A 23,965-nucleotide genomic window follows, 5' to 3' on the forward strand; every position below is an offset into this window, starting at 1 on the left:
ACATGTTCGCTTACAGCCCGACACGGAGACGTGAAGCCGTCGCTGCCATGAACGCCACCGACGCGGGGACGCCCGCGCTCCTCCCGGCGCCCTCCCCCGCCCCCTCCCTGGAGCTCGGGAGCACCGCCGCCCGCAACGGGACCGCCGCCGGGCGGCTGCTCGGCGAGATCGAGCTCGCCGCCACGCCCGCCGCGGTCCGGCTCGCCCGCACCTACGTGCGGGAGCTGGTCGGGCAGTGCTTCGGCGCGGGCCGGTCCGAGCTGGCCGACCTGGAGCTGCTGACCAGCGAGGCGATGACGGAGTCGGTCCTGCGGTCGCGGCCGCGCCGGGACGGCACCGTGACCGTGGCCGTGGTGCACCTCGACCGGTTCGTCCGGGTGGAGATCACCGACGGCGGCGCCCGGCCGGGCCCGCCGCGGACGCCCGACGACCAGTTCTCCGCCGGAGGCCGGGGCCGGGTGCTGATGCAGGCGCTCGCCGCCGACCAGGGCTGCCACCGCAACCGCAGCGGGACGTGCACGTCGTGGTTCGGGGTGCCGGTCGGGGAGCGCTGGAGGCGCCCGTGATGGCGGGGCCGGTGCAGAGCCTCAGCCGGTGGGCGGAGGTCGGCGACGAGGAGGCCGGCGCCGCGGCGGCGCCCCTGGGCGCGCCGAGCACCGCCCGCATGTACGACTACTTCCTCGGCGGCAAGGACAACTACGCGGCCGACCGGGAGATGGCGGAGCAGGCGCTCGAGCGGGCGCCGGTCGTCGCGCGGCTCGCCCAGGTGAACAGGGGCTTCCTGGAGTACGCCGCCGCGCTGCTCGCCGAGGCGGGGCTGCGGCAGTTCGTGGACGTCGGGTGCGGGCTGCCCGCGGAGCGCAACGTCGGCGACGTCGTCCGGCGCGTCGAGCCGTCCTGCCGGATCGCCTACGTCGACAACGACCCGCTCGTCCTCGTGCACGCGCGGGCGCTGCTGGCGACGGGCCGCGGCACCGGCGCGTTCGGCGGGGACGTCCGTGTCCCCGGGGCGCTGCTCGGCCATCCGGGGCTGCGCCGGCTGATCGACTTCGGCCGGCCGGTCGCGCTGCTGCTGCTCGGCGTGCTGGACTTCGTCGCGGACGCCGACGACCCGCGCGGGATCGTCCGGACGCTGCTGGACGGGCTGCCCGCCGGCAGCCACATGGTGATCACGCACACCGCGCGGACGCCGGAGCTGGAGTCGCTGGCGGCGACGGCGCGCCGCGCCGGGCTGGCGTTCACGCCGCGGGACCGCGCGGAGATCGCGGAGATCTGCGCGCCACTGGAGCCGGCGGGCCCGTACCCGGCGGCGCTGCCGCTCGCGGACGCCGTGAGCGCGGACGGCCCGCTGCCGCTCGTCGGCTGCATCGGGCGCAAACCGGTCTGATGCCCGCCACCCTCGCCCGCGGGGCCGCGCCCGTTCACGACGCCGCCCTCGTCCGCCGGGCCGCCGCATATCGGCGGGAACCGTCCTCACCGCCGCGCCCTTCGCTACGATCGGGGAGTCGAGAACTGCCGGCTCTAGGGCGAGTGATGACAGCGGACGGCGAGCCGAAGTCCCTCTCGGAAATCACCCGGGACATGGGCCTGAACATGTCCGACGTGGCCGCGTTCTCGGGGCTCGACGAGAGCACGGTGTTCCGGCTGTGGGACAACGCGGAATGGCTCGACCGGGTCAGCGGGCGGTCCCTGCAGAGCCTGATGTCGTCCATTCCGGGAATCGCGGAGTACTCCCGGGCGCACGCGATTCGCAAGCGGCTGGACGGGCTCGTCTCCGATCTGGGCGCGGAGGGCCTCGCCGTCGATCTGAACGCGCTCGAAGGGTCCGCGGTGCCGCAGCCGCTGCTGCTGAACGCGCTGGAGGCGGGGCTGCGCATCGTCCGGGGCGAGGCGAACCAGCGGACGTCGTCGTTCATCGCCCGGTTCTGGGGCCGCGAGCCCGACACGGCGCTGACGGCGCTCTACTCCACCGAGCGCGGGCACGGGCTGCTCGCCGACCCCGCCCCGCTCTTCGAGTCGTCGGTCGACCTGGCGCCGAAGCTGAACCGCAAGACCTACTCCTTCCATTCCATCCTGGCCCTGAACATCCTCACCCACCAGGTCAGCAAGGTGACCGGCGCGCTGGACGCCGACCTCGGCTTCGAGGTGCCGGGCCGGCAGACCGCGTTCATGATGCGCGGCGTGGTGATGGGCTCGCTGATCAGTTCCGGCGACATCGAACTCGCCGAGCGGTACCGGCGGGAACTGGACGCGACGCCGGTGTACGCCGCGCTCGAGGAATGGTCGTTCCCGACCTACATGCGGGACGGCCGGATCAGCTCCGATTTCACGCTGCCGAGCTCCCTCTCGCTGCGCAACACCGCGAACGAGGTGCTGCGCGAGATCGCCGACTACAACGACGCGTACGTGTACTACCTGGCGTCGACGTACATTCCGCTGGCGCTGAAACGCGATCCCGCGTTCGGCGGCCGGCGCGCCGAGCTGACGGACGCGCTCGAGCTGCGCGCCGCCGACTGCGATGACCGGAGGGTCAGAGAGACGTGCAACACCCTGGTGCGGCGGCTGAAAGAGCTGCCATAGCGGGTGCTGCGTTCTCGGGGGTGCCGCGCGGGGCAAAGGCCGCGCAGTGCAGGTCGTTGAGGTGAAAGGCCCGCGAGCGGGCCGGGGAATGGGGAGCCGGTGGAAGAGACGGCGGAAGCCATCGCGAATCTCACCAGGGAGCGGTGGGAGGCCAACGCGGACTACTGGGTGAAGGTGATCAGGGAGGGCCGCGACCGGTACCGCACCGAGCTCACCGACGCCGCGATGCTGGACGCGGTCGGGCCGTGCGCGGGGCTGCGGGTGCTGGACGCCGGCTGCGGCGAGGGCTACATCGCGCGGACGCTGGCCGCCCGCGGCGCCGAGGTGGTCGGCGTGGACGCCTGCCAGGGCCTGATCGACGCGGCGTCGGCGGTGCCGGCGGGCGGTGGCGCGGGCTCGGTGTCGTTCACGCGGGCCAGCGTGGACGCGCTGCCGGTGGAGGACGGCGGGTTCGACCTGGTCGTCTGCAACCACCTGTTCAGCCACCTGCAGGACCCGTCACGCGCGATCGCGGAGTTCGGCCGGGTGCTGAAGAGCGGCGGCCGGCTGGTGTCGCTGACCCTGCATCCGTGCTTCTACGTGGAGAACTCCGAGCACGGCGCGACCGACAGCGTGCCCGCGGCGCGGTACTTCGCGTCCCGGGGCGTCGACCAGCGGTTCCTGGTCGACGGCCTGGAGTCGCCGTCGATGATCACGTCGTGGCTCCGGCCCCTGGAGTTCTACTCTGGAACGCTCCGAGACAACGGTTTCGTCATCGCGGACCTCCGCGAGCCGCATCCGACGCCGGAGCAGCTGCGCGACGACCCGTGGTGGCGCGAGGGCTTCCCCACGGCCCTGTTCATGCTCCTGATCGCGGAGCGCCGCTAGGGTCGTGGCATGGAATCCGGTGAGGACGGGGTGCCGGCGGCGCTGGCCGGGCACCCCGACAGGCTCCGGTGGAACGCCAAGTACGAGAGCGCTCCCGAGCCGTCGTTCGCGCCGCACCCGCTGGCCGTCCACGCGCTCGACGGCCCGCTGCCGGACGGTCCCGTCCTGGACCTGGCGTGCGGGACGGCCGGGTCGGCGCTGCTGGCCGCGGGGGCGGGGCGGCACGTCACCGCCGTGGACGTCTCGGAGGTGGCGCTCGGGCGGCTCGGCGCGGAGGCGCGCCGCCGCGGGCTGGACGGGCTGATCACGCTCGTCCAGGACGATCTCGGCGCGTGGCGGCCCGGGACGGCGTCGTACGCGCTCGTGCTGTGCACCGGCTTCTGGGACCGGGAGGTGTTCCGGCGGGCCGCCGGCGCCGTCGTCCCCGGCGGGCTGCTGGCCTGGGAGGCGTTCACGACGGAGGCGCGGCGCGTCCGCGACGCGCTGCCGGCCGAGTGGTGCCTCGGCGAGTGCGAGCCCGCGTCGCTGCTGGACGGCGCCTTCACCGTGCTGGAGCAGGTCGACCTGCCGGACGGCCAGAAGCGGCGTTTGCTCGCCCGGGGGCCCGCGGCAGTATCCTGACCAGTCCCTGTGTCCTGAAGAGCCCGCCCCCGGGGCGGGCCCCTGCCGGGAGCGCTCTTCCACGACGAGTGACCGGTAGATTGCAGGTCGGCCTCCTTTGCTCGGTTTTCACGCTGTTCTTAGGCCGGGGCTGGAAGGGTGGTCACTTTCGTGATGTCGTCGACCCCGGAGCGAGTGAGGAACCATGGCCGAGGATGACAAGCCGGCGGTCAAGGCGAAGATCCCTAACGCCAAGAACATCCGCAGCCCGGAGTTCACCCCGCACGGGATCAGCGCCGGGCGCGGCAGCGGGCTGAACCGGCCGTCCGCGCTGACGGCCGCCCAGGCCCGCAAGCGGCGGATCGCGACGATCGCCGGGATCGTGGTGGCCGTGCTCGCCATCGCCGGCGGCGTCACCTACTACGTGACGCGCCCCGGGCCGAAGATCGAGGTGTCCGGCAAGTTCGGGGCCGAGTCGAAGGTGAAGATCCCGACCAAGCTCGCGCCGAGCAAGGGCCTGAAGTCCCGGACGCTGATCAAGGGCAGCGGCCCCGCGATCGCCGACGGCGACACGATGTTCGTGCAGTACTCCTTCTACCAGTGGGCGAAGCAGACCGACGCCGACGACTCCCGGAAGAAGAGCACCAGCAAGAAGATCGGCTCGTCCTACGAGCAGGGGCAGCAGGCGCAGGCGCTCACCGTCGGCAAGAGCGGCGTCAAGGGCCTCGACAAGGGCCTGCTCGGCAAGACCGCCGGCAGCCGGGTGCTCGTGGAGGTCCCGCCGTCGATGGGCTTCGGCGACCAGGGCTCGCAGCTCGGCCTCGGCAAGAACGACTCGGTCGTGTTCGTCGTGGACGTCCAGGCGGTCGTGAAGAAGAACGCCGGCCCGCAGGGCGCCCCGCAGAAGCTGGACGACAAGAGCCTGCCGAAGGTCGAGGACCAGGGCGCCGGCAAGGCGCCCAAGGTGACCGTCCCGAAGACGGACGCGCCGTCGAAGCTGCAGGCCAAGACCCTCGTCCAGGGCACCGGACCGGCGCTGGCCAAGGGCGACGACGCGGTCGTCAACTACCAGGGCCAGATCTGGAAGGGCGGCAAGGTCTTCGACTCCAGCTTCAAGAACGGCCAGCCGGCGATGTTCCCGATCGGCGTCGGCAAGACCGTCCCGGGCTTCGACAAGGGCCTGACCGGCGCGAAGGTCGGCAGCCGGGTGCTGCTGGTGCTGCCGCCGGCCGAGGGCTACGGCAAGAACGGCAACGCGCAGGCCGGGATCAAGGGCACCGACACCCTGGTGTTCGTGGTGGACATCCTGGCCAAGGTGCAGAAGTGACCGCGCGCGCCGCGTGACGGCGCGCGGGCGGAGACGAGCGGCGGGCGCCCTGGCCGGGGCTCCCGCCGCTCGGCGTTCGCGGCCCGGTCCCGCGGCCGCGGCGGCCCGCCGCCGCGGAGTTCCCGGCGGGGCTGCGACGACCGTCACGTCAACCCGGAGGGCCCGTGGACCGTCAACCTAACGGGAACCCAAGGATGCGCATTGGGCGGCCCATGGCATGGATCCCCTCAGGTATCGTCGGTAACGCAATAATCACGGGGGGCTTGTGAGCAGCAGGGAAAAAGGTCAGGAAGACGGCACGCCGGGCACTGCGGACGATCTCCGGCAGGATGGAGCGAAGGCCGTTCCGGCGGGCGGATCGGACGGCGACACGCCGCGTCCGGAGCCGGCGGGCGAGCCGCCCCTGACCGGCGACCAGGCCCGTGACCAGGAGCGGGAAGCGGCGGCCGGGCACGCGGCGCAGCAGCCCGCGGCCCGGACGGCGACGCTCACCGCGGACTCCGAAGAATCCACCCCGGATCCGGAGAGTTCCCCCGACGGCGACATATCTCAGAACGGCGACAAGGAGCCCGAGGAGGGCTCCGCGAGCGCCGAGCCCGCGCTTTCTCCCGATGCGGGAGTGCGATCTTCGCCCGCCGAAAAGGGCACCTCCCCCGATACCCCCCGCACCGGCCGGGACCTTCCGGACGGCTCCGCGGACGCTGGTGTGAGCGGCTCTCCCGCCGGAGATACCAAGACCATGCCGGCTGCGTCGTCGAGGCAAGGAGGCCCGCCGGGGCGCGGCCCCGGCGGCGGTTCCGGCGGCGGCGGTGGCGGCCGGGGGCCGAACCGCGGGCCGAAGAAGCCGCGCAGCCGCCGCGTCCGCTACCTGCGGCGCATCCTGTTCACGCTGCTCGGGATCCTCGGCTTCTTCGTCGCGGCGTTCGCGATCGCCTACGTCTTCACGCCGGTCCCCTCGCCGCAGCAGCAGGCGCTCGCGCAGGGCCCCGCGTTCTACTACTCCGACGGCAAGACGCTGATCGCGAAGACCGGCATGAACCGGGACGCGGTGAAGCTCGACCAGATCCCGAAGAGCACCCGCGACGCGGTCATCGCCGCGGAGAACCGCAGCTTCTACCAGGACCCGGGCGTGTCGGTCCAGGGCACCGCGCGGGCGTTCTGGTCGACCGCGACCGGCGGGCAGCTGCAGGGCGGCTCCACCATCACCCAGCAGATGGTCCGCAACTACTACGGCGGCATCGGCAAGGAGCGCTCGGTCACCCGCAAGCTCAAGGAGATCATGGTCTCCCTGAAGGTGGGCCGGGAGAAGTCCAAGGACTGGATCCTCGAGCAGTACCTCAACACCATCTTCTTCGGCCGCGACGCCTACGGCGTGCAGGCCGCCGCGCACGCCTACTACAACAAGGACGTCAAGGACCTCACCCCCGCCGAGTCCGCGTACCTGGCGGCGGCGATCCAGCAGCCGAGCAACTTCGCCGACCCGACCGGCCAGCACCGCGTGTACGCCGAGCAGCGCTGGCACGCCGTGGTGAACAACATGGTCCGGGACGGGGCGCTGTCGCCCGCCGACGCCGCCGCGATGAAGTTCCCGATGCCCGGCAAGGAGAAGATCACCGACGTCCTCAAGGGCCAGAAGGGCTACATGGTCAACCTGGCCAAGAAGGAGCTGGAGGAGCGGCGCGGCTACACCGAGGACGAGATCAACCGCAGCGGGCTGAGGATCACCACGACGTTCGACAAGCGGCTGATGGACGCGGCGAAGCAGGCCGTGGAGAACAACGTCCCGGCCGGGATGAGCAAGAAGATCCGGACCGGCCTGGTCTCGGTCGACCCGAACACCGGGCAGGTGCTGGCCTTCTACGGCGGCCGCAACTACCTGACGGAGGCGGCGAGCAGCGCGTTCTACGACACCGCGCAGGCCGGGTCGGGGTTCAAGCCGATCGCGCTGGCCGCCGCGCTGGAGGACGGCAAGAGCCTGTCCGACACCTACGACGGCAGCTCCCCGCAGTACTTCGGCGGGCATTCCATCAAGAACGACAGCGGTGAGAGCTTCGGCGACATCAACCTCGTCACCGCGACCGAGCACTCGGTCAACACCGCCTACGTGAACCTCGGCCAGGACATCGGCAACGACAAGATCGCCGCGATGGCCGAGAAGCTCGGCATCTCCTCCTCGCAGATGACGCCGGCGCAGCGCGCCGCGGCGTCGTTCCCGCTCGGCGTCGTGTCGCTGCACCCGGTGCAGCAGGCCGGGGTGTACGCGACGTTCGCCAACGAGGGCGTGTTCCGGCAGCCGTACGTGGTGAAGTCGGTGACCGACAACGAGGGCCAGGCCCGCAAGTTCAGCGAGAAGGGCAGCCGCGCGTTCGGCACGCAGGTCGCGCGGGACGCCACGTACGCGATGCAGCAGGTCGTCCAGGGCGGTACCGGCACCGGCGCGCAGCTGCCCGACGGCCGCGACGTCGCCGGGAAGACCGGCACCACCGACGAGGGCCGCGCGATCTGGTTCAACGGGTTCGTCCCGCAGATGGCGACGAGCGTGGCGATGTTCCGCGAGGACAACAAGGCGCTGGACATCCCCGGCTACGGCTCGTACGGCGGGCAGCTGCCCACCCAGATCTGGCGCTCGTACATGACCGACGCGGTCGACATCAAGGGCTACGACCAGAAGTCGTTCGGGTCGCCGTCGGAGACGCCCGGCAGCGGCTGGGGCGTCCCGACCCCCGGCGGCGGCTCGCCGAGCACCGAGGGGCCGCGCACCGACGGCCCCACGCACCGCCCGTCCGGCGGGACGGGCGGGTCGCACGGGCCGAAGCCGCCGTCCGACCTGCCGACCATCATCCCGTCGCTGCCCGGCGGCGGTGACGGCGGCGGCACCGGCGGCGGGAACGGCGGGAACGACGGCGGCGGCACCGGCGGCAATGACGGCGGCGGTGGGAACGACGGTGGCGGCGGCAACGACGGCGGCGGCACCGGCCAGATGTTCAACTGAGCACGCACCGAACACGAAGGGGCCCGGCGGTTCGCCGCCGGGCCCCTTCGCGTCTCATCCCGCCGCTAGTCGCACGCCTTCCCGATGCGCGCGGGTGTGTCGTTGATCACGGCGCTGAGCTGCGCGGCGTCCCCGGTCCCGACGTTCGCGGCGGCGGTGTTCAGCCGCTGCGACTCGGCCTGGAGCGCCTTCTTCAGCGTCCCGTCGTCGGCCTTCTTCGCCAGCCCGTCGATGCGCGTCGCGAGCCGCTGCGTCGCCTGCCCCCACTGCGCGGGCTCCGCCGCCGGCACGCTCCGCACCTGGGTGATGTACTGCTGGAACGCCTTCTTCGTGTCGGTGCACACCTGGCCGGAGTTGCCTCCCAGCGCCCCGCACGCGCCCAGCAGGCCGGACACGCCGAGCATCAGCACTCCCCCGGCCAGCGCCCGAACCACCCCGTACCGCATCGCACCCTCCCACTTGATCTGCCACAGGCTCCGCATATACTTCCGCACTAGGTCATGAGCGCCAGCGCCAAGCCCCGGCTCGCTGGCCGGCAACCCTTCGTCCGCGATGGGGTGCCCCGGGTGAGGACCTGGCCGGACGCGGGACCGCGTTCCGGCAAGCGCGGATCCCGCAGGCACGCCCCGGGGTCCCTGACCCCGGAAGGAACCGGCATGCCCGCCACGCTCGCCCCCGCACCGTCCCGCTCCCCGCTCACTCCTGCTGAGACGCCCGGCACCGCGCCGGAAGTTCGCGCCTTCCCGCGCGTCATCGGCGCGGACGCGCCCGTCCCCCTGGACGACGGCCGCACCGTCCCCTACGCCAACCTCGACTACGCCGCCAGCGCCCCGTGTCTGGAGGCGGTGCACGAGGCCGTCACCCGCGCGCTGCCCTACTACAGCAGCGTTCACCGCGGCGCCGGCTACGCCTCGCAGGTCACGACGGACGCCTACGAGCGCGCGCGCGAGACCGTCCGGGAGTTCGTCGGCGCGTGGCGCCGCGCCGCCGTCGTGTTCACCCGCAACACCACCGACGCGATGAACCTGCTCGCGCACGCCGTCCCGTCCGGGACCAGCGTCGTCGTCTTCGAGTCCGAGCACCACGCGTCGCTGCTGCCGTGGAAGCGCCCCGTGCGGCTGCCCGCCCCCGCCACGCCCGCCGAGGCCATCGACGCCGCCGACCGCGCGCTCGCCGCCACCCCCGTCGGCGCACGGCTGCTCGTCGTCACCGCCGCGTCCAACGTCACCGGCGAACTGTGGCCGATCCGCGAGCTCGCGCAGGTCGCCCGCCGGCACGGCGCCCGCATCGCCGTCGACGCCGCGCAGCTCGTCCCGCACCGGCCCCTCGACATGACCGCGCTCGGCCTCGACTACGTGGCCTTCTCCGGCCACAAGCTGTACGCCCCGTTCGGCGCCGGCGTGCTCGCCGGACGCGCCGACTGGCTGCGCGCCGCCGGCCCCTACCTCAAGGGCGGCGGCGCCAGCGCGTCCGTCGCCGACACCGTCCGGTGGGCGCCGTCCGCCGAGCAGCGGCACGAGGCCGGCACCCCCAACGTCCTCGGCGTCATCGCCCTCGCCGCCGCCTGCGACGCCCTCACCGCCGCCGGCTGGGACGCGCTCGCCGCCCGCGAGGAGCGGCTCCTCGCCCGGCTCCGCACCGGACTCGCCGCACTCCCCCACGTCCGCGAGCTGAATCTGTGGGGCGACCGGTCGCCGCGCGTGGGAATCGTGTCTTTCACCGTGACCGGCTGGAACGCGCGCGACGTGGCGCTTACGCTGTCCGGGGAGCACGGCATCGGCGTGCGGGACGGAAAGTTCTGCGCGCACCCGCTCGTCCGGCACCTGCTGGGCGGCGACGGCGCCGCGGGCTGCGGCGGCGAGGGGGCGGCCGTCCGCGCGAGCTTCGGGATCGGCACGACCGAGGAGCACATCGACCGGCTGTGCACCGCACTGGCGCGACTGGCACCCCGCTGACCTGCGGACTCGCCCGCGAGCACAGACGTTTATGGCCTTTGGTCCTGTTCGCCCCTGTAGCGTAGGCAGTCGCGCTACTTCCCGCCGGACCTCCCACCGGGATCCGGCGGGGCGGGGACGAGCACGGACGAAAACAGGGGGTGGCGGCGGTGGCCGACGCGTGGCGACCCACGTCGGAACTGGAACGCCGACTGGAGCAGAGCGTACGGGCCGGAGACCAGGAGGGCTACTTCCGCGTCCTCGCGGGAAGCGAGCTCGTGGTGCCCGTCCCGGACGACGCCGTCGACGGCGTCCTCGCCGGCCGGGCCGGACCGGCCTGGCCGACCCGCGAGGAGGACGGCCGCGTCCACATCCTCGCCTACACCTCCGCCGCCGCGATGCGCGCCTGCCTCGGCCCGTCCTGGCGGCACTTCATGACGCTGCGCTTCGGCGACCTCGCCGAGACCTGGCCCGACGCCCGCTGGTGGCTCGCCGTCGACGCGCCCGGCCACCCCGGCGCCGCCCCGCTGCCGATCGAGGCGCGGATGCCCGCCTGGTTCGTCCGCCAGGTCGCCGACGGCGACGGCCGCCCGCCGCAGGTCGGCCGCCCCGATGTCCCGTCCGCACCCGCACCCGCTCCGGCCGCGCCGCCGCCGTCGTCGGACGAGTCGCCGTGGGAGGAACTGCAGGGCCAGCACCGCGAACTGCCCCGCGAAGCGGCCCCCGAGCCGTCCCGGCCCGAGTTCCAGCCCGCCAACGACGTCGAACGCGAACTGCTGCGCGCCGCCGCGAACAACGACCACGACCTGTTCCTGCAGACGATGGCGGACACCGAGATCCTGCTGCCCGTCCCGGACGACACCGACTACACGCTGCGCCCCGGCCGCCCCGGCTTCCCGTGGCGGACCCGCGAGGTCGACGGCGGCACCGTCGTCCCCGTCTTCACCTCACCCGAGCGCCTCATCGAGGCCGCCCGCGCCAACGGGACCGGCACCGAGTACATCACGCTGCCGTTCACCGTCGCGCTGCGCTACTGGCCCGACCACGGCTGGCTCCTCGCCATCAACTCCGGCTCCCCCGCCGGCGGCACCGTCATGGCCGCCCAGCTCCCCGGCCTCGCCACCTGGGCCGACCAGCGCGCCGCCGCCCGGATGACCGACCGCTTCGAACCGCAGAACGACATCGAGCAGCGCCTCTTCGACGCCGCCCGCCGCCGCGACACCGACACCTTCTTCAAGGTGCTCCTCGGCGCGCAGGTCCTCGTCCCCGCCGACCCCGACACCCCGTGGGGCATCGCGCCCGAGGACCCGGCGTTCCCGTGGCGGCCCGTCACCGTCCACGGCCGCACCTCCGTGCAGCTGTTCACGTCCCTGAAGTGGATGAACGAGGCCATCGGCTCGTCCCGTTTCGTGATGCCGAGCCTGCTGGACGTCGTGTCCGCCTGGCCCGACGCCGACTGGACCCTCGTCCTCAACCCCGGCACCCCGATCGACGCCACGATGCCGGGCGAGCAGGTCCGCGCCCTCAGCGGCCCGCCGCGCACCGCCCCCGAGAAGGCCGCGACCCCGCCGTCCGCCGCGACGCCCCCTCCCCCGGACGCCCCGGCCGTCCCGGTCGCCCCGCCCGTCCCGTCCACCGACGCCCCGGAAGCCCCGTCCACCACCTCCGGCGGGCACCCCACGCCCTCCGCGGACCAGCCCGGTTTCGGCGCGCCGGACCCCATTGGGCCGCAGGTGGGCGCGACCAGCGGACTCAGCCGAGACGACGTCACGGCGCCGCATCCGTCCACCCCCCTCCCCGGAGACACCGGCCCGCACGCGTACCCGGCCGCGCCGGAACCGACCGGACCCCAGCGCCAGCCCGGCCTCAACGCACCAGAGCCCACGGACGCACCCGGCAACCCGCTGGCCGCGCAGGAAGGCCCGTCCACCACCTCCGGCGGACACCCCGCACTCCCGACGCCCTCCGACCAGCCTGGCTTCACCGCGCCGGAATCCAGCGGACCCCAGCACCCGCCCGGCCTCAACGCCCCCGAGCCCACGAACGCACCCGGCGACGGCTCCCAGAACCAGGTCGCCGCGCAGGAAGGACCGTCCACCACCTCCGGCGCGCATCCCGCACTCCCCACGCCCTCGGCAGACCAGCCCGGCTTCGCCGCGCCGGAATCCACCGGCCCCCAGCCGCAGGTGAGCGCGACCGGCGAGCCGCCGGTGCCGCCCGGCATGGGAAACACGCCTCTCCCCGGAGACACCGGCCCGCACGGGTACCCCGCCTTGCCGGACGCCACCGGAACCGGCTCGCGCAACCAGGTCGACGCCCCGGAAGGACCGTCCACCACCTCCGGCGGACACGCCACACTCCCCACGCCGTCCGCGGAACAGCCCGGCTTCGGTGCGCCCGGCGTCACCGGGACGCCGAGTCACGGGCCGCAAGCGCCGCTCTCGACGCCCTCGCCGGAACAGCCAGGCGCACCCGAGGACGCCCCCCAACCGCCGACCAACTCCGGCGGGCACGCCGCGCCGCCGTTGCCCTCGGCGGAACAGCCCAGCTTCGGTTCACCGGAGTCCACCGGGCCCCAGCATCAGCCCGGCCTCAATGCGCCAAAGCACGCGGGTGCGCAGAGGGACGGCTCGCAGAACCAAGTCGGCGCGCAGGAAGGGCCGTCCACCACCTCCGGTGGGTACACCGTGCCCTCGGCGGAGCAGCCCGGCTTCGACGCGCCGGGGGATAGCCCGCAGAACCAGGTCGGTGCCCCAGAAGGGCCGTCCATCGCCGCCGGCGGACATGCCGCGCCCCCGGCGCCTTCGGCGGAACAGCCTGGCTTCGGTGCGCCGGGGTCCACGGGGCCGCAGCCGCAGGTGGGCGCGACCGGTGAACTGCCGGTCCCGTCGAGCACTCGCCCCGGCGACACCGGCCCGCACGGGTATCCCGGCGTGCCGGACGCGACCGGGCCGCAGCGTCCGCCCGGTTTTGGGGCGCCGGAGTCCACGGGGCCGCAGCCTCGGGTGGGCGCGTCCGGCGAGCCGTCGGTCCCGTCCGGCACTCAACCCGGCGACACCGGGCCGCACGGGTATCCCGGTGTGCCGGACGCGACCGGGCCGCAGCCTGGGGCGTCGGGGCAGTACGGATACGAGCGCGGCGGCGAGCAGCCTGCGGCGCCGGCCGTCAACCCGTCGACCGTGACGGGCGGTCACGCGATCGTCGGGCTGGGGGCGGCGGGCGCCGGCGAGTCGCCCGCTCCGCAGTCTCCGGCGCAGACGGGACCGTCCGACGAGGACGCGACGGCGGAGCGGCGGCTGCGGCCCGTCGCGGGTCCCGAGGCCGTGTTCGAGCCGGGCAACCGGATCGACCAGGAGCTTTACGAGGCGGCGCTCGGCGGTGACTCCGACGCGTTCCTGCGCGTCCTGCTGAACGCGAACGTGCTGGTGCCGATCCCGCCGGACGCGCCGCTCGAGGTGACGCCGGTGCAGCGCGAGTTCCGGTGGGACGCGGCGCTGCGCGACGGCACCGCCGTCCGGGTGTTCACCTCGCTCGTGCGGCTGCGCGAGGTGCTGCCGGAGTCGCGGTTCGTCTACGCCGACTTCCGCGAGTTGATCGGTGCGTGGCCGCGCGACGACTGGGCGCTGCTGCTGAACCCGGGGACGCGGATCGGCGCGTCGCTGCGCGGCGACCAGGTGCGGGCGCTGAGCGAGTGGGCGGTGCGGGTCGGGCTCGTCCAGGCGCGGCAGCCAGCCCCGCCTGCCCCGCCGGCGCCGCGCGAGCCCGAAGCGGACATGACGGTGCAGGACGTCGTCGGGGCGGAGCCGGCGCGGGCCGAGGACCTCGACGACCGGGTGTCCCAGCCGACGATCATGCAGAAGGTCGTCCCGCACGGGCATGTCGGCTGGTACCTGGAGCAGGGCTACGACCGTGTCGGCGGGTTCGTGCATCCGACGGGCGACGTCGGGGAGTTGCAGACGCCCGTCCAGCTGTACGAGGCGCTGGGTCTGCTCTACGAGGAGACTCCGTTCTCGCCCGCGGACGAGGGCGTGTACGTCATCCGGTGGCCCGCGTACTGCCCGGAGCTGTACCGGATCCCGTTCGGCGGGCGCGACGCCGAGGAGATGTCGTCCTGGGGCGACGCGGGCTGGGTGATCGAGCGGCCCCCGTTCGTCGGCGGCGGGTTCGCGCCGGGCAGCGCGGGCTCGATCCGCGAGTACAAGGTGGACAGCGTCCGCCTCCCGTACGGCGCGGAGATGTACTACCTGGGCATGGATCGTTCGGAGAGGTTCGTCGCGATGTACGACCCCGACCGGCTCGCGTGGCTGCGGCCCGACGCGTCCACCGGGTCCGACGGGCGCGACGGCCGGGCGGGGGCGGCGAAGTGATCAGGGACGGGTACGTGGCGCGCTGGCTCGGCCGCGACTTCGAGGCGGCGCCGGGCGCGGACGGCGAGATCCGGCTGTACACGCCGGGGCCGACGGACGGGTTCGAGGAGCTGCGTCCGGGACGGTTCCGGCGGATCGTCCCGGCGTCGGAGGTGGAGGAGCTCCGGTACGTCCGGACGACGTGCCGGTGGCGCGGGGAGCGGTTCGTCATCGTCGGCGAGCACGAGACGTGGCTGCGCGTCGAATATGTCGGCGGCCGCGCCCCGGTGGCCGAGTCGCTCGGCCTTGAGCGCATTGACCAGGGCGTTTGGCAGGCGTGGGCGCCCGCCACGGAGATAGAGGACGTCCGAGAGGACGTCATGTGAGCGTCCCCGGGGTTGCTTTGGCCCGTTGATCCGTGTTCGCATGATTCCTGGGACGATCTCCCGGGTATGGGCACAGGCGCTCAAAGGCGATGCGACGGAGGTGCTGGGGCGGTGTACTGCCGACCGGCGGTGAAACCGATCTTTGTTGGGCTCGGTGCGGCGGCCATCCTCGCCGCCGGGGGCGCGTCCGCCTCCGCCGAGGACTCACCGGCGCCGACCCCGTCCAACTCGGGAAGCGCGACGCCGACGCCCACCCCGACGCCCACGCCCGGGACGCTCGCGGTGGACGTGGGCGCCCTCTCGGGCACCGTGCACCCGGGCGGCACCGTCCAGGTGCGGACGCATGTCATCGCGAACGGCGGCACGGTGTCGGGGATCAAGGTCGTCCGCATCAAGACGTCGCCGGTGGCCGCGGTCGGCGGTGACTGCAAGTCGCCCTACACCTCGACCGGCTGTACCGTCGGCGAGCTGACGAAGGGCCACCGCGACCTGGTCGAGTCGACCGTGACGGTGCCCAAGAGCATCAAGAAGTCGGGGAAGCTCACCTTCACGATCACGGTCGGCGCGGCCGGCGGAACGTCGGTGACGAAGTCCACGGCGGTCAAGCTCGTGGTCCCGAGCTCGTCGCCGTCGAAGAAGCCGACGAAGTCGCCTTCTCCTTCGAAGAGCGCTTCGCCGTCGGCGTCGGCGACCGGGGGCAAGCACGGGTCGTCGTCCGGCAGCGGCAGCGGCAGCGGGGGAAGCGGCTCGACGGGCGGGACCGCGTCCGGGACGACGTCCGGCACCGGCTACGTGCCGCCGTCGCCGAACTCCTCGTTCCAGGCGAAGAACCCGCAGGTGGCGCTGCCGCCGATCGCGGCTCCGAGCCCGTCGGTGGCGCCGAGCACCGTCGCGGTGACGCCGGAGAGCCGGCTGCGCGGGAACAAGACGCCCGTCGCCCAGGACCTCACGTTCGAGCGGGTCGCGAGCACGCAGGTGGCGTGGCTGGCGGCGCTGATGGTGGCGATCGCGGTGCTGCTCACTCAGCTGCGGCTCGGCAAGCGCCGTGCGCCCGCGGGCGCGGCGGCCATCGCCCGCCGCGCGAAGGGCGTGCACCGCCGGACCCGCCGCGGCATGTTCGGCAGGTAAGAGGGCGCTCCGCCCTTTTCAAGGCCCGTCGAGGGCCCCGGGTTCGGCCGTTTCCGAATTCGCGGGGTTCGGCTTTCGACCGCTCGTCCGGGGTTCGCCGGCCCGGGCTCCCGCTTCGGCGTTTTCAGCGGCAATGCGGTCCGCTGAGCGGTAAAGCAACGCCGCGCATCCCTTCATCGCCCGCCTCAGCAGGGAGAAGATGACGCCGCCCATGACGAAGTAGAAGAGCGCCACCAGGATGAGGAGCACGAAGGAAGGACGCCAGGTTCCTTCCTTGACTATTTCGTAGGACGTTCCGCTCTTGCCGTGGTCTTCGCGGACCTCGAACCTGACCTTGCCGTGGACGGGGCGGAAGGTCTTGAGCAGGGGGCTGTGGATGTACACGGGGCGGTACGGCTCACCGTCCTTCTCGAGCGCGCATCCGTACTGCGCCCAGCCGGTGATGACGGTGCGGTGGCAGGACGTCACCGTGGCGGTGTCGACGGCGATGGTCTCGCCGCCGTTGCGCACGAACGACATCGGCGCCAGCAGGAACTCGATGGACAGGACAAAGGACGAGAACAGCATCGCCATGAAGACCCAGTTCGGCGGATTGGCGATGCGGCGGGCGAGTTCCCGGCGTTTCCGGGACCGGCGGGATCGTTCCGTCTTTCGTCCCATGGGGGCGGCTCCTCGTGGCGGCGCGGCCTGGGACGATATCAGCCCGCGCCGACATATCGGCAAAGCCGCAGGCCGAACGGTCCACGCCCTGTGCCGAACGGAGACGGCCGCCTTTCCGCGCGCCTTTTCGGCCGGGCCTTCGTTCAGCGGCGGAGGAGGGCGTGGCAGGCGATCGCGGCCGCCGCGGTGACGTTGAGGGAGTCGACGCCGGCGGACATCGCGCCGGGGCTCATCGGGATGCAGACGCGCTCGTCGGCCTCGTCGAGCCAGTGGGAGGTGAGGCCGTCGCCTTCGGAGCCGAGGAGGAGGGCCGCGCGGTCCCCCATCGCGGCCTTGTCCATGGGGGTGGCCGCCTGGTCGGGGGTCAGGGCGAGCAGGGTGAAGCCGGCGGCGCGGAGTTCGCCGAGGTCGTCGTGCCAGTTGGTCATGCGGGCGTACGGGATCGCGAAGACCGCGCCCATCGACACCTTCACGGCGCGGCGGTAGAGGGGGTCGGCGCAGCGCGGGGACAGGACGATCGCGTCGACGCCGAGCGCCGCGGCGCACCTGAAGATCGACCCGACGTTCGCGTGGTCGACGAGGTCCTCGAGGACGAGGACGCGGCGGGCGTCGCGGAGGACGGCGGCGAGCGGCGGGAGCGGGAGGCGTTCGAGGGAGGCGAGGGCGCCGCGGTGGACGGGGAAGCCGGTGACGCCTTCGAGGGTGGCGTCGTCGGCCACGTAGACCGGGGCGTCGACGCTGTCAAGGACGTCCGTGAGGGGCTCGGTCCAGCGGCGCGCCATCAGCAGGGAGCGGACGGGGTGCCCGGCGGCGATCGCGCGGCGGATCACCTTCTCCCCCTCGGCGAGGAAGAGTCCGTGCTCGGCTTCGAGGCTTTTGCGCAGGTTGACGTCGCGGAGCCGGGTGTAGTCGGCCAGCCGGGGGTCGGTCGCGGACGTCACGGTGAGGAAGCTGGCCATGCCCTCATTGTGGCGGCCCGGGCGGGGTGGCCGGGCCGGGGCAAGGGGGTGCGGCGGCCGGTTCCGGCCGGTTCCGGCCGCGCGCGGCGGTCCGGTTTGCGGGAGGATCACGCTCGGTCCCGGGCGCCCGGAACGGGCCCGGTCCACCCATGATCGCGGACGTGGCGCCGCCCGGCGACGCCCCGAACGCGGGGCGTGACGGCGGGGACGATTGCCAGGATCGTCCGGACATACGCTGATGACCTGCGTCATCATCGATTTTGAGTTCTTTGTAACCTCTACTTCGTACTACTACAGTGCCGTGGAACATCGGCGGGTTTCTGGTGAATCGAGGGCAGCCATGAGCGGACGTCATCGCAATGACTTCCCTGAGGGGGACGAGGGCGGGCACGACCCGTCCACTCCCGTGTTCGGTCCCGCGAACGACGGGTCCTCCGACTGGTTCGGCACCAGGGACTCCCAGAGCCGCCCGCTGACGCAGGAGCCGCAGGCCGGGCCGCCGCCGGGCGCGCCCGACGGCCCGCCCGGCAGTACGCCCGGCGGTGCGCCGCCCGGGGCGGCGCCGGGCGAGACGCCCGAGTGGTTCACGCCGCGCCGCTCGTCGGAGGAGCCGGTGTACGGCGCGGGCGGGTTCACCGGCGCGTCGGACGCGGGCGGGTACGGGCTCGGGCGGTCCGGCGGGTACGGCGCCGGACGGCAGGAGCCGATGGCGGCGCCCACGCCGCAGGAGCCGCCGCCCGGCCGCTCCTCGTCCCCGCTGGCGGGGACGGGCTACAGCGAGTACGACTCGATCCGCAGTTCGGACGAGCAGCCGGCCGGGTTCTTCGGCGGCGGGGCCGCGGGCGCGGGCGGGTCCGGCGGCTACGGCGGCGGATCCGGCGGTTCCGGTGGCGGCAACGGCGGCAATGGCGGCAACGGCGGTTCCGGAGGCTACGGCGGCGGGACGGGCGGCTACGAGTACGGCAAGCGCAAGCGGAAGCGGAGCAAGGCCGCGCTGATCGGGCCGATGGCGGGCGCCGTCGGCCTGGCGCTGCTGCTCGGCGTCGGCGTGTACGCGTTCGCCGAGAGCGGCGGCGGCTGCTCCGGCGACGACGCGATGAGCCTGTCCGTCGCGGCGGCGCCCGACATTCAGCCGGCCATCGTGAAGGCCGCGGGCCGCTTCAACGACGCCAAGCACAAGGTCGGCGGCAAGTGCGTGCGCGCCGACGTGAAGAAGGTCGACCCGGCGTCGGCGGCGACGCTGCTGTCCGGGCAGGGCGTGGCGGACTCCCAGAACCAGCGCCCGGACGTGTGGATCCCCGACTCCTCGCTGTGGACGGCGCTGGCCCGCGGCGAGGGCGGCGACAAGAACCTGGAGTCGGCCAAGACCTCGCTGGCGAGCAGCCCGATCGTGGTGGGGCTGCCGAAGTCGCTGGCCGTCCAGCTGAAGAAGCAGGGCGTCACGGCCAGCCCGTCCTGGGACAACCTGCTGAAGGCGGCGGGCGGCGTCGCGGGCGGCGCGGTGACCAAGAACCAGATGATCCCTGCGGGTTCGGTGCGGATGGTGGTGCCCGACCCGAGCAAGAACGCCGCGGGCATGGGCTCACTGATGATCACGAGCATGCTGCTGGCGAACGACCCCAACAAGGACTCGATCTTCACCGGCATAGTCCGGACCGTCCGGGAGAACCTCGTTCCGTCAACCGCGGAGGAGTTCGCCCACTTCAGCAAGGACCGGACGGGCAAGCAGCCGATCTCCCTGTCGTCGGAGCAGGCGCTGTGGACCTACAACCAGACCAAGCCGGCCCAGCCCGCGGTGGCGCTGTACCCGACCGAGGGCACGCTGTCGATGGACTACCCGTTCACGGTCACCACGCGCGACACCGACGAGCAGAAGGCCGCGCGGCTGCTCGAGAAGGCGATGACGACCGACGCGACCCGCAGCGACCTGCGGCGGCTCGGGTTCCGCACGCCGGACGGCAAGGCGCCGGAGGGCTTCAGCGCGGCCACCGGGGTCAGCCCGGCGCGGCCGCGGCAGCTGCCGACGCCGAAGAGCGACGAGGTCGCGCAGGTCATGCAGGCGTGGTCGAAGCTGACGCTCGGGCTGCGCATGCTCACGCTGATCGACGTGTCCGGCTCGATGGCCGAGCAGGTCGCCCCGCACACCAACCGGCTGCAGGCGATCGCGCAGGTGTCGCAGGGCGGGCTGGCGATGATGTCGAACGACACCGAGCTCGGCCAGTGGCTGTTCTCCACCAACATGAACGGCAAGGTGCCGTACAAGCAGACGGTGCCGATCGGCGCGCTCGGCGACCGCATCGGGTCCACCACGCGGCGCGGCCTGGTGCTGTCGGTACTGAACCAGATGAAGCCGAAGCCGAGCGGCGACACGGGCCTGTACCGGACGATGCTCGACGCGTACAAGCTGATGAACAAGACCTACAAGCCGGAGTTCGGCAACTCGATCCTGCTGCTCACCGACGGCCAGAACGACGACCCGGACGGGCCGACGCTCGACCAGACCCTCTCGGAGCTGAAGCAGCTGAAGGACCCGAACAAGCCGATCCAGGTCAACATGATCGGTTTCGGCAAGGGCGTCGACCGGGGCGAGCTGGACAAGATCGCCGCGGCCACCGACGGCAACGTGCAGGTCGCGATGACGCCGCAGGAGATCTCCAAGATCTTCCTGAAGATGCTGTCGCGGCGCATCACTTCGTAGTCCTCCGACCGCGCCCGGTAGTTCCGGGATTTTCTTGGAATCGGCGTCAACCGGGCGCGGGAGTCGGCCGTCATTGTTGTGGAGGCCCGACGGGGAGCGGGGCCGTCGGGCCTCCGACCTTCTTCCCTCCCCGGCCCGCGACGGGGAGCCGCCCGGTGCGCGGGCCCGGGAGAGCGGAACCGCTCCCCTGACTTCCCTGAGCCCGTCCCTGACGCCGAGGACGAGGACCGCCCCAGAGGCAGCACCCTGATCCCGCGGGAGGACCCTGTGTCCGGTTGGCCCACCCTCGACCGCGCGGACGACGAACGTCTCGCGCGGGAGCTGGCGGCCGGCGATCCCGGCGCCCTCATCCAGGTCATGGATCGCTACGCGGCCCGCCTTTTCGACTACTGCCACGCGCTGCTGCGCGACCAGGAGCCCGCGGCGGGCGCCCTGCACGACGCGCTCGTCGCCGCGTACGCGCAGGTGCCGGTGCTGCGCGAGCCCGAGCGGTTCCGCGGCTGGCTGTACGCGCTGGTCCGGCACGAGTGCATGCGGCGGCTGCGCGACCCCGACCGCCCCACCGAGCGGCACGAGGCCCCGGAGGTCGCGGACGGCTTCCTGGACGGCGAGGAGCTCACTCGCCGGCTGGAGGCGCGGCGGCTGGTGCACGGCGCGCTCGCGGGGCTGAAGGGTCGCGAGCGGGAGGCACTCGACCTCATGCTGCGGCACGGCCTGGACGCGGCCGACATCGGCGCCGTCCTCGGCCTGGACGCCCAGGAGGCCACCGACCTCACCGGCACCGCCCTCGCCCGGCTCGACGACGCGCTCGCCGCCGCGCACGTCGCGCACTCCGGCCGCGACGAGTGCCCGGAGGTCGCCGGGCTCGCCGCCGACGGCGACCGGCCGCTGCCGCCGCCCGCCGTCCGGCGGCTCGTCCACCACATCCAGGGCTGCCCGGTCTGCTCGGCGCGGCGCGAGCGGAACGTGTCCGCGGCGCGGCTGCTGAACGTCCTGCCGGTCGCGATGATGCCGACGGACCTGCGCGGGCACGTCATGGCGACCGCGACGGACGCCGCGCTCGCCGCCGACATGGCGGCCATCGCGCACCGCGCCGGGCCGTTCGACGCGTGGGGCTGGCCGGAGCATCCCGGCCAGGGGGCCGAGGAGCCGCGCCGGCGGGGGGCGCCGCGCGCCCTGTGGCCGGCGCTCGCCGCCGCGGCGGCCGTCGTGCTGATCGTCGCGGGGGCGTTCTTCCTGATGCCGGGCGGGTCGCCGGGGAACACGAGCGCGCAGTCCACGCCGTCGGGGTCGTCCTCGGCGCCGGACCCGTCGGAGTCGACGACGTCCCTGCGGCCCTCGGAGTCGCCGTCGCCCACGGCGACGAGCACGTCTCCGACTCCGACGCCGACGCACACCACGGCCACGCCGACGCCCACGCGCACGCACGGCCGGCCGTCCCACAGCACCCAGCCCGCTCCGACCCACAGCAAGCCCGCCAAGGGCACCCTGTCGGTCGGCTCGTGCAGCATCTCGACACCCGGCTCAAGCACCTGCTCCATCCCGGTCCACGCCGTCGGCGGCCCCGTCACCTGGTCCGTGGCCGGCGCCTCCGGCGTCACCGCGAGCGGCGGCGGCAGCCTCGCCGAGGGCGGCGCGGGGACGGCGACGGTCACCGGCGCCTGCGACCCGAACGGCGGGAGCGGCACCGTCCGGTTCTCGCCCAACGGCGTGGCCACGGTCACCCTGACCTGCGCTCCCCAGGACGGCGGAAGCGGCGCGTCCACACAGTGAGACCCACATCACATTCGATCGTGTAGACACCGATCCACAAGGCGATACGGCCACGCCGCGTACCGTCACGGTCACAAAATTCGGACCAACGGGAGAAATTCCAGCAAGTTGGTGGCAAGATCGGGCAACCAGAGCGCGCCATGGGGCGTCACGACGCCTGCGCTCACCGGGGGCACGTTCGACGACACCGATTCGACTGGAGGGTTCCGTGGCCGGTGAGCCGGGGTCCGGGCACAACGACGACCTGAGGCTGGCGGAGTCGCTGCGGGCCGGGGACGTCATCGCGCTGACCGAGGTGTACGACGCCTACGCTCCATTCCTCTTCGACTACTGCCACGGCCTGCTGCGCGACCGCGTGGAGGCGGCCGGGGCGCTGCGCAACTGCATCATCGCGGCCCGCGAGCACGCCGCGCGCCTCGGCGAGCCGGACCGGCTGCGCGGCTGGCTGTACGCGATCGCCCGCAAGGAGTGCATGCGGCGCCGCGACAGCCCGAACCGGCATGTCGGGCAGGAGGCGCCGGAGGCCGACGACGACCTGTCCGCCGAGCAGCTGGCCCGCCGCGAGGAGCGCCGGCTCCTCGCGCACAGCGCGCTCGCCGCGCTCAGCGGCCGCCAGCGCGAGGCGATCGACCTGTCGGTCCGGCACGAGCTGGACGAGGTCGACCTGTCCGGCGTGTTCGGCATCCCGCTCGAGGAGACCCTCGAGATCGTGGAGCGGTCCCGGATCGGCCTGGACGCCGCGATCCGGGCGGCGCTGATCGCGCAGAACCACTGGAAGGACTGCCCGAGCGTCTCGGCGCTCACCGAGTCGTGGCCGCTGGCGCCGCAGACCGCGTCCTCGCTCGTCCGGCACGTGGCGAGCTGCCCGGTGTGCGCGGAGCTGGAGACGCCGCCGCTGCCCGCGGACCGGCTGCTGTCGGTGCTGCCGATCGCGGCGATCCCCGCGGACCTGCGGCTGGACGTGCTGACGGCGGCGACGGCCGAGGACCGGGCCGGCAACCGCCGCGCCATCGCGGCGTGGACCGAGCCGTTCGACGAGTACGGCTGGCCGCTGCCCTACGAGCCGACGCCGGCGCGGGCGAAGGACCGCGGCACCGGCGGCCGGCGGCGCGGCCCCATCATCGGCGCCGCCGCGGCGGCCGTGGCCGCGATCGTGGTGGTGGCCGGGGCGATGACGGCGTTCGGCGGCGAGTCGGAGCCGGACGCGGCGGGGACGCCGTCCTCGGCGTCGACCGGTCCGAGCGGCGGCTCCGGCGACCCGAGCACTCCCACCGAGCCGATGCCCAGCGACCCGTCCCCGAGCGCGTCGCCCACGTCCTCGTCCCCGTCGCCGTCGAAGTCCCCGTCGAAGTCGCCGTCCCCCACGGAGTCGGCGACGAAGGACCCGACGACCCGCCCGCCGTCCCGTCCGACCACGCAGGCGCCCCCGCGGCCCGGCCACCTGACGGTGAGCGGGTGCGACATGGGCCGGCACGGCTCCTGCACGGTCACCGTGACGGCGGTCGGCGGGCCGGTGAACTGGCGGGTGACCGGGACCTCCGGCGAGCTGAGGGCGGGCGGATCCGGGCATCTGGCGGCCGGCCAGTCCAGTGGCGTGACGGTGTCGCGGACGAACGGGACGTGCTGGTGGCCGCAGGACGGCTCCGTCTCGATCGCGCCGGGCGGGTCCGCGTCCGTCGGGTACTGCTGACGCCGGGTACTGCTGACGCGGCCCG

Annotated in this window: 17 protein-coding genes and 1 riboswitch; of the genes, 14 read left to right on the forward strand and 3 right to left on the reverse strand. The window is 73.4% G+C overall.

Annotated elements, in window-relative coordinates; all coding sequences use genetic code 11:
• Positions 1-47: 47 nt before the first annotated feature.
• The 7 genes from J4709_RS50660 (at position 48) to J4709_RS50690 (ending at position 8,366) form a co-directional block, all read left to right on the forward strand.
• Positions 48-566, forward strand: coding sequence for an ATP-binding protein (locus tag J4709_RS50660; protein ID WP_208252705.1), 519 nt, complete (start codon positions 48-50; stop codon positions 564-566).
• Entirely contained in the window at positions 566-1,387 is an 822-nt protein-coding gene (locus J4709_RS50665) for an SAM-dependent methyltransferase (protein ID WP_208252706.1), read from the forward strand. The genes J4709_RS50660 and J4709_RS50665 overlap by 1 nt, the downstream gene beginning before the upstream one ends.
• Before the next feature lie 146 nt (positions 1,388-1,533).
• Complete coding sequence (locus J4709_RS50670) at positions 1,534-2,580, forward strand: hypothetical protein (RefSeq protein WP_208252707.1); 1,047 nt, start codon at positions 1,534-1,536, stop codon at positions 2,578-2,580.
• 99 nt (positions 2,581-2,679) lie between these two features.
• Positions 2,680-3,447, forward strand: a complete 768-nt coding sequence (locus J4709_RS50675; protein ID WP_208252708.1) for a class I SAM-dependent methyltransferase — start codon at positions 2,680-2,682, stop codon at positions 3,445-3,447.
• 9 nt (positions 3,448-3,456) lie between these two features.
• Positions 3,457-4,068: a methyltransferase domain-containing protein gene (locus tag J4709_RS50680; protein WP_208252709.1), complete on the forward strand. Its 612-nt coding sequence runs from the start codon at positions 3,457-3,459 to the stop codon at positions 4,066-4,068.
• Between the two features lie 184 nt (positions 4,069-4,252).
• Positions 4,253-5,374: an FKBP-type peptidyl-prolyl cis-trans isomerase gene (locus tag J4709_RS50685; protein WP_208252710.1), complete on the forward strand. Its 1,122-nt coding sequence runs from the start codon at positions 4,253-4,255 to the stop codon at positions 5,372-5,374.
• A gap of 739 nt (positions 5,375-6,113) precedes the next feature.
• Positions 6,114-8,366 (forward strand): transglycosylase domain-containing protein, encoded by a 2,253-nt coding sequence (locus J4709_RS50690; protein ID WP_208252711.1) that lies wholly within the window; start codon positions 6,114-6,116, stop codon positions 8,364-8,366.
• A 65-nt stretch (positions 8,367-8,431) separates the two neighbouring features.
• Here J4709_RS50690 and J4709_RS50695 read toward each other — a convergent pair whose 3' ends face one another.
• On the reverse strand, positions 8,432-8,848 hold the full coding sequence (locus tag J4709_RS50695; RefSeq protein ID WP_208252712.1) for a DUF8711 family protein: 417 nt from the start codon (positions 8,846-8,848) through the stop codon (positions 8,432-8,434).
• A gap of 14 nt (positions 8,849-8,862) precedes the next feature.
• Positions 8,863-8,979, forward strand: a riboswitch (SAM riboswitch).
• 43 nt (positions 8,980-9,022) lie between these two features.
• Between J4709_RS50695 and J4709_RS50700 the strand changes: the two genes are divergently transcribed.
• From J4709_RS50700 to J4709_RS50715, 4 genes are all read left to right on the forward strand, one after another.
• A complete protein-coding gene (locus J4709_RS50700) occupies positions 9,023-10,321 on the forward strand; it encodes an aminotransferase class V-fold PLP-dependent enzyme (protein WP_208252713.1) in 1,299 nt (432 codons plus the stop codon).
• Between the two features lie 149 nt (positions 10,322-10,470).
• The gene (locus J4709_RS50705; protein WP_208252714.1) at positions 10,471-14,667 is read left to right on the forward strand and encodes an SseB family protein; all 4,197 of its coding nucleotides are present in this window, start codon (positions 10,471-10,473) and stop codon (positions 14,665-14,667) included.
• On the forward strand, positions 14,664-15,032 hold the full coding sequence (locus J4709_RS50710) for a UCP033725 family protein (protein ID WP_173095910.1): 369 nt from the start codon (positions 14,664-14,666) through the stop codon (positions 15,030-15,032). Before J4709_RS50705 ends, J4709_RS50710 begins: the two co-directional genes overlap by 4 nt.
• Before the next feature lie 111 nt (positions 15,033-15,143).
• Positions 15,144-16,160 (forward strand): hypothetical protein, encoded by a 1,017-nt coding sequence (locus tag J4709_RS50715; protein WP_208252715.1) that lies wholly within the window; start codon positions 15,144-15,146, stop codon positions 16,158-16,160.
• Positions 16,161-16,178: 18 nt separating this feature from the next.
• Here the strand turns inward: J4709_RS50715 and J4709_RS50720 are convergent, their stop codons facing one another.
• Both J4709_RS50720 and J4709_RS50725 read right to left on the reverse strand, forming a co-directional pair.
• Entirely contained in the window at positions 16,179-16,820 is a 642-nt protein-coding gene (locus J4709_RS50720) for a hypothetical protein (RefSeq protein ID WP_208252716.1), read from the reverse strand.
• A 143-nt stretch (positions 16,821-16,963) separates the two neighbouring features.
• A complete protein-coding gene (locus J4709_RS50725; RefSeq protein WP_208252717.1) occupies positions 16,964-17,779 on the reverse strand; it encodes a TrmH family RNA methyltransferase in 816 nt (271 codons plus the stop codon).
• 340 nt (positions 17,780-18,119) lie between these two features.
• Here J4709_RS50725 and J4709_RS50730 point away from each other — a divergent pair, with 340 nt between their 5' ends.
• From J4709_RS50730 to J4709_RS50740, 3 genes are all read left to right on the forward strand, one after another.
• A complete protein-coding gene (locus J4709_RS50730; RefSeq protein WP_208252718.1) occupies positions 18,120-20,477 on the forward strand; it encodes a substrate-binding domain-containing protein in 2,358 nt (785 codons plus the stop codon).
• A gap of 267 nt (positions 20,478-20,744) precedes the next feature.
• Complete coding sequence (locus J4709_RS50735) at positions 20,745-22,250, forward strand: RNA polymerase sigma factor (protein ID WP_208252719.1); 1,506 nt, start codon at positions 20,745-20,747, stop codon at positions 22,248-22,250.
• A 208-nt stretch (positions 22,251-22,458) separates the two neighbouring features.
• Positions 22,459-23,940 carry an RNA polymerase sigma factor gene (locus tag J4709_RS50740; protein ID WP_208252720.1) on the forward strand — a complete coding sequence of 494 codons (1,482 nt, stop codon included), beginning with the start codon at positions 22,459-22,461 and terminating at the stop codon, positions 23,938-23,940.
• Positions 23,941-23,965: the final 25 nt, after the last annotated feature.

This window comes from Actinomadura violacea, from assembly GCF_017573465.1.
GTDB lineage: Bacteria > Actinomycetota > Actinomycetes > Streptosporangiales > Streptosporangiaceae > Spirillospora > Spirillospora violacea.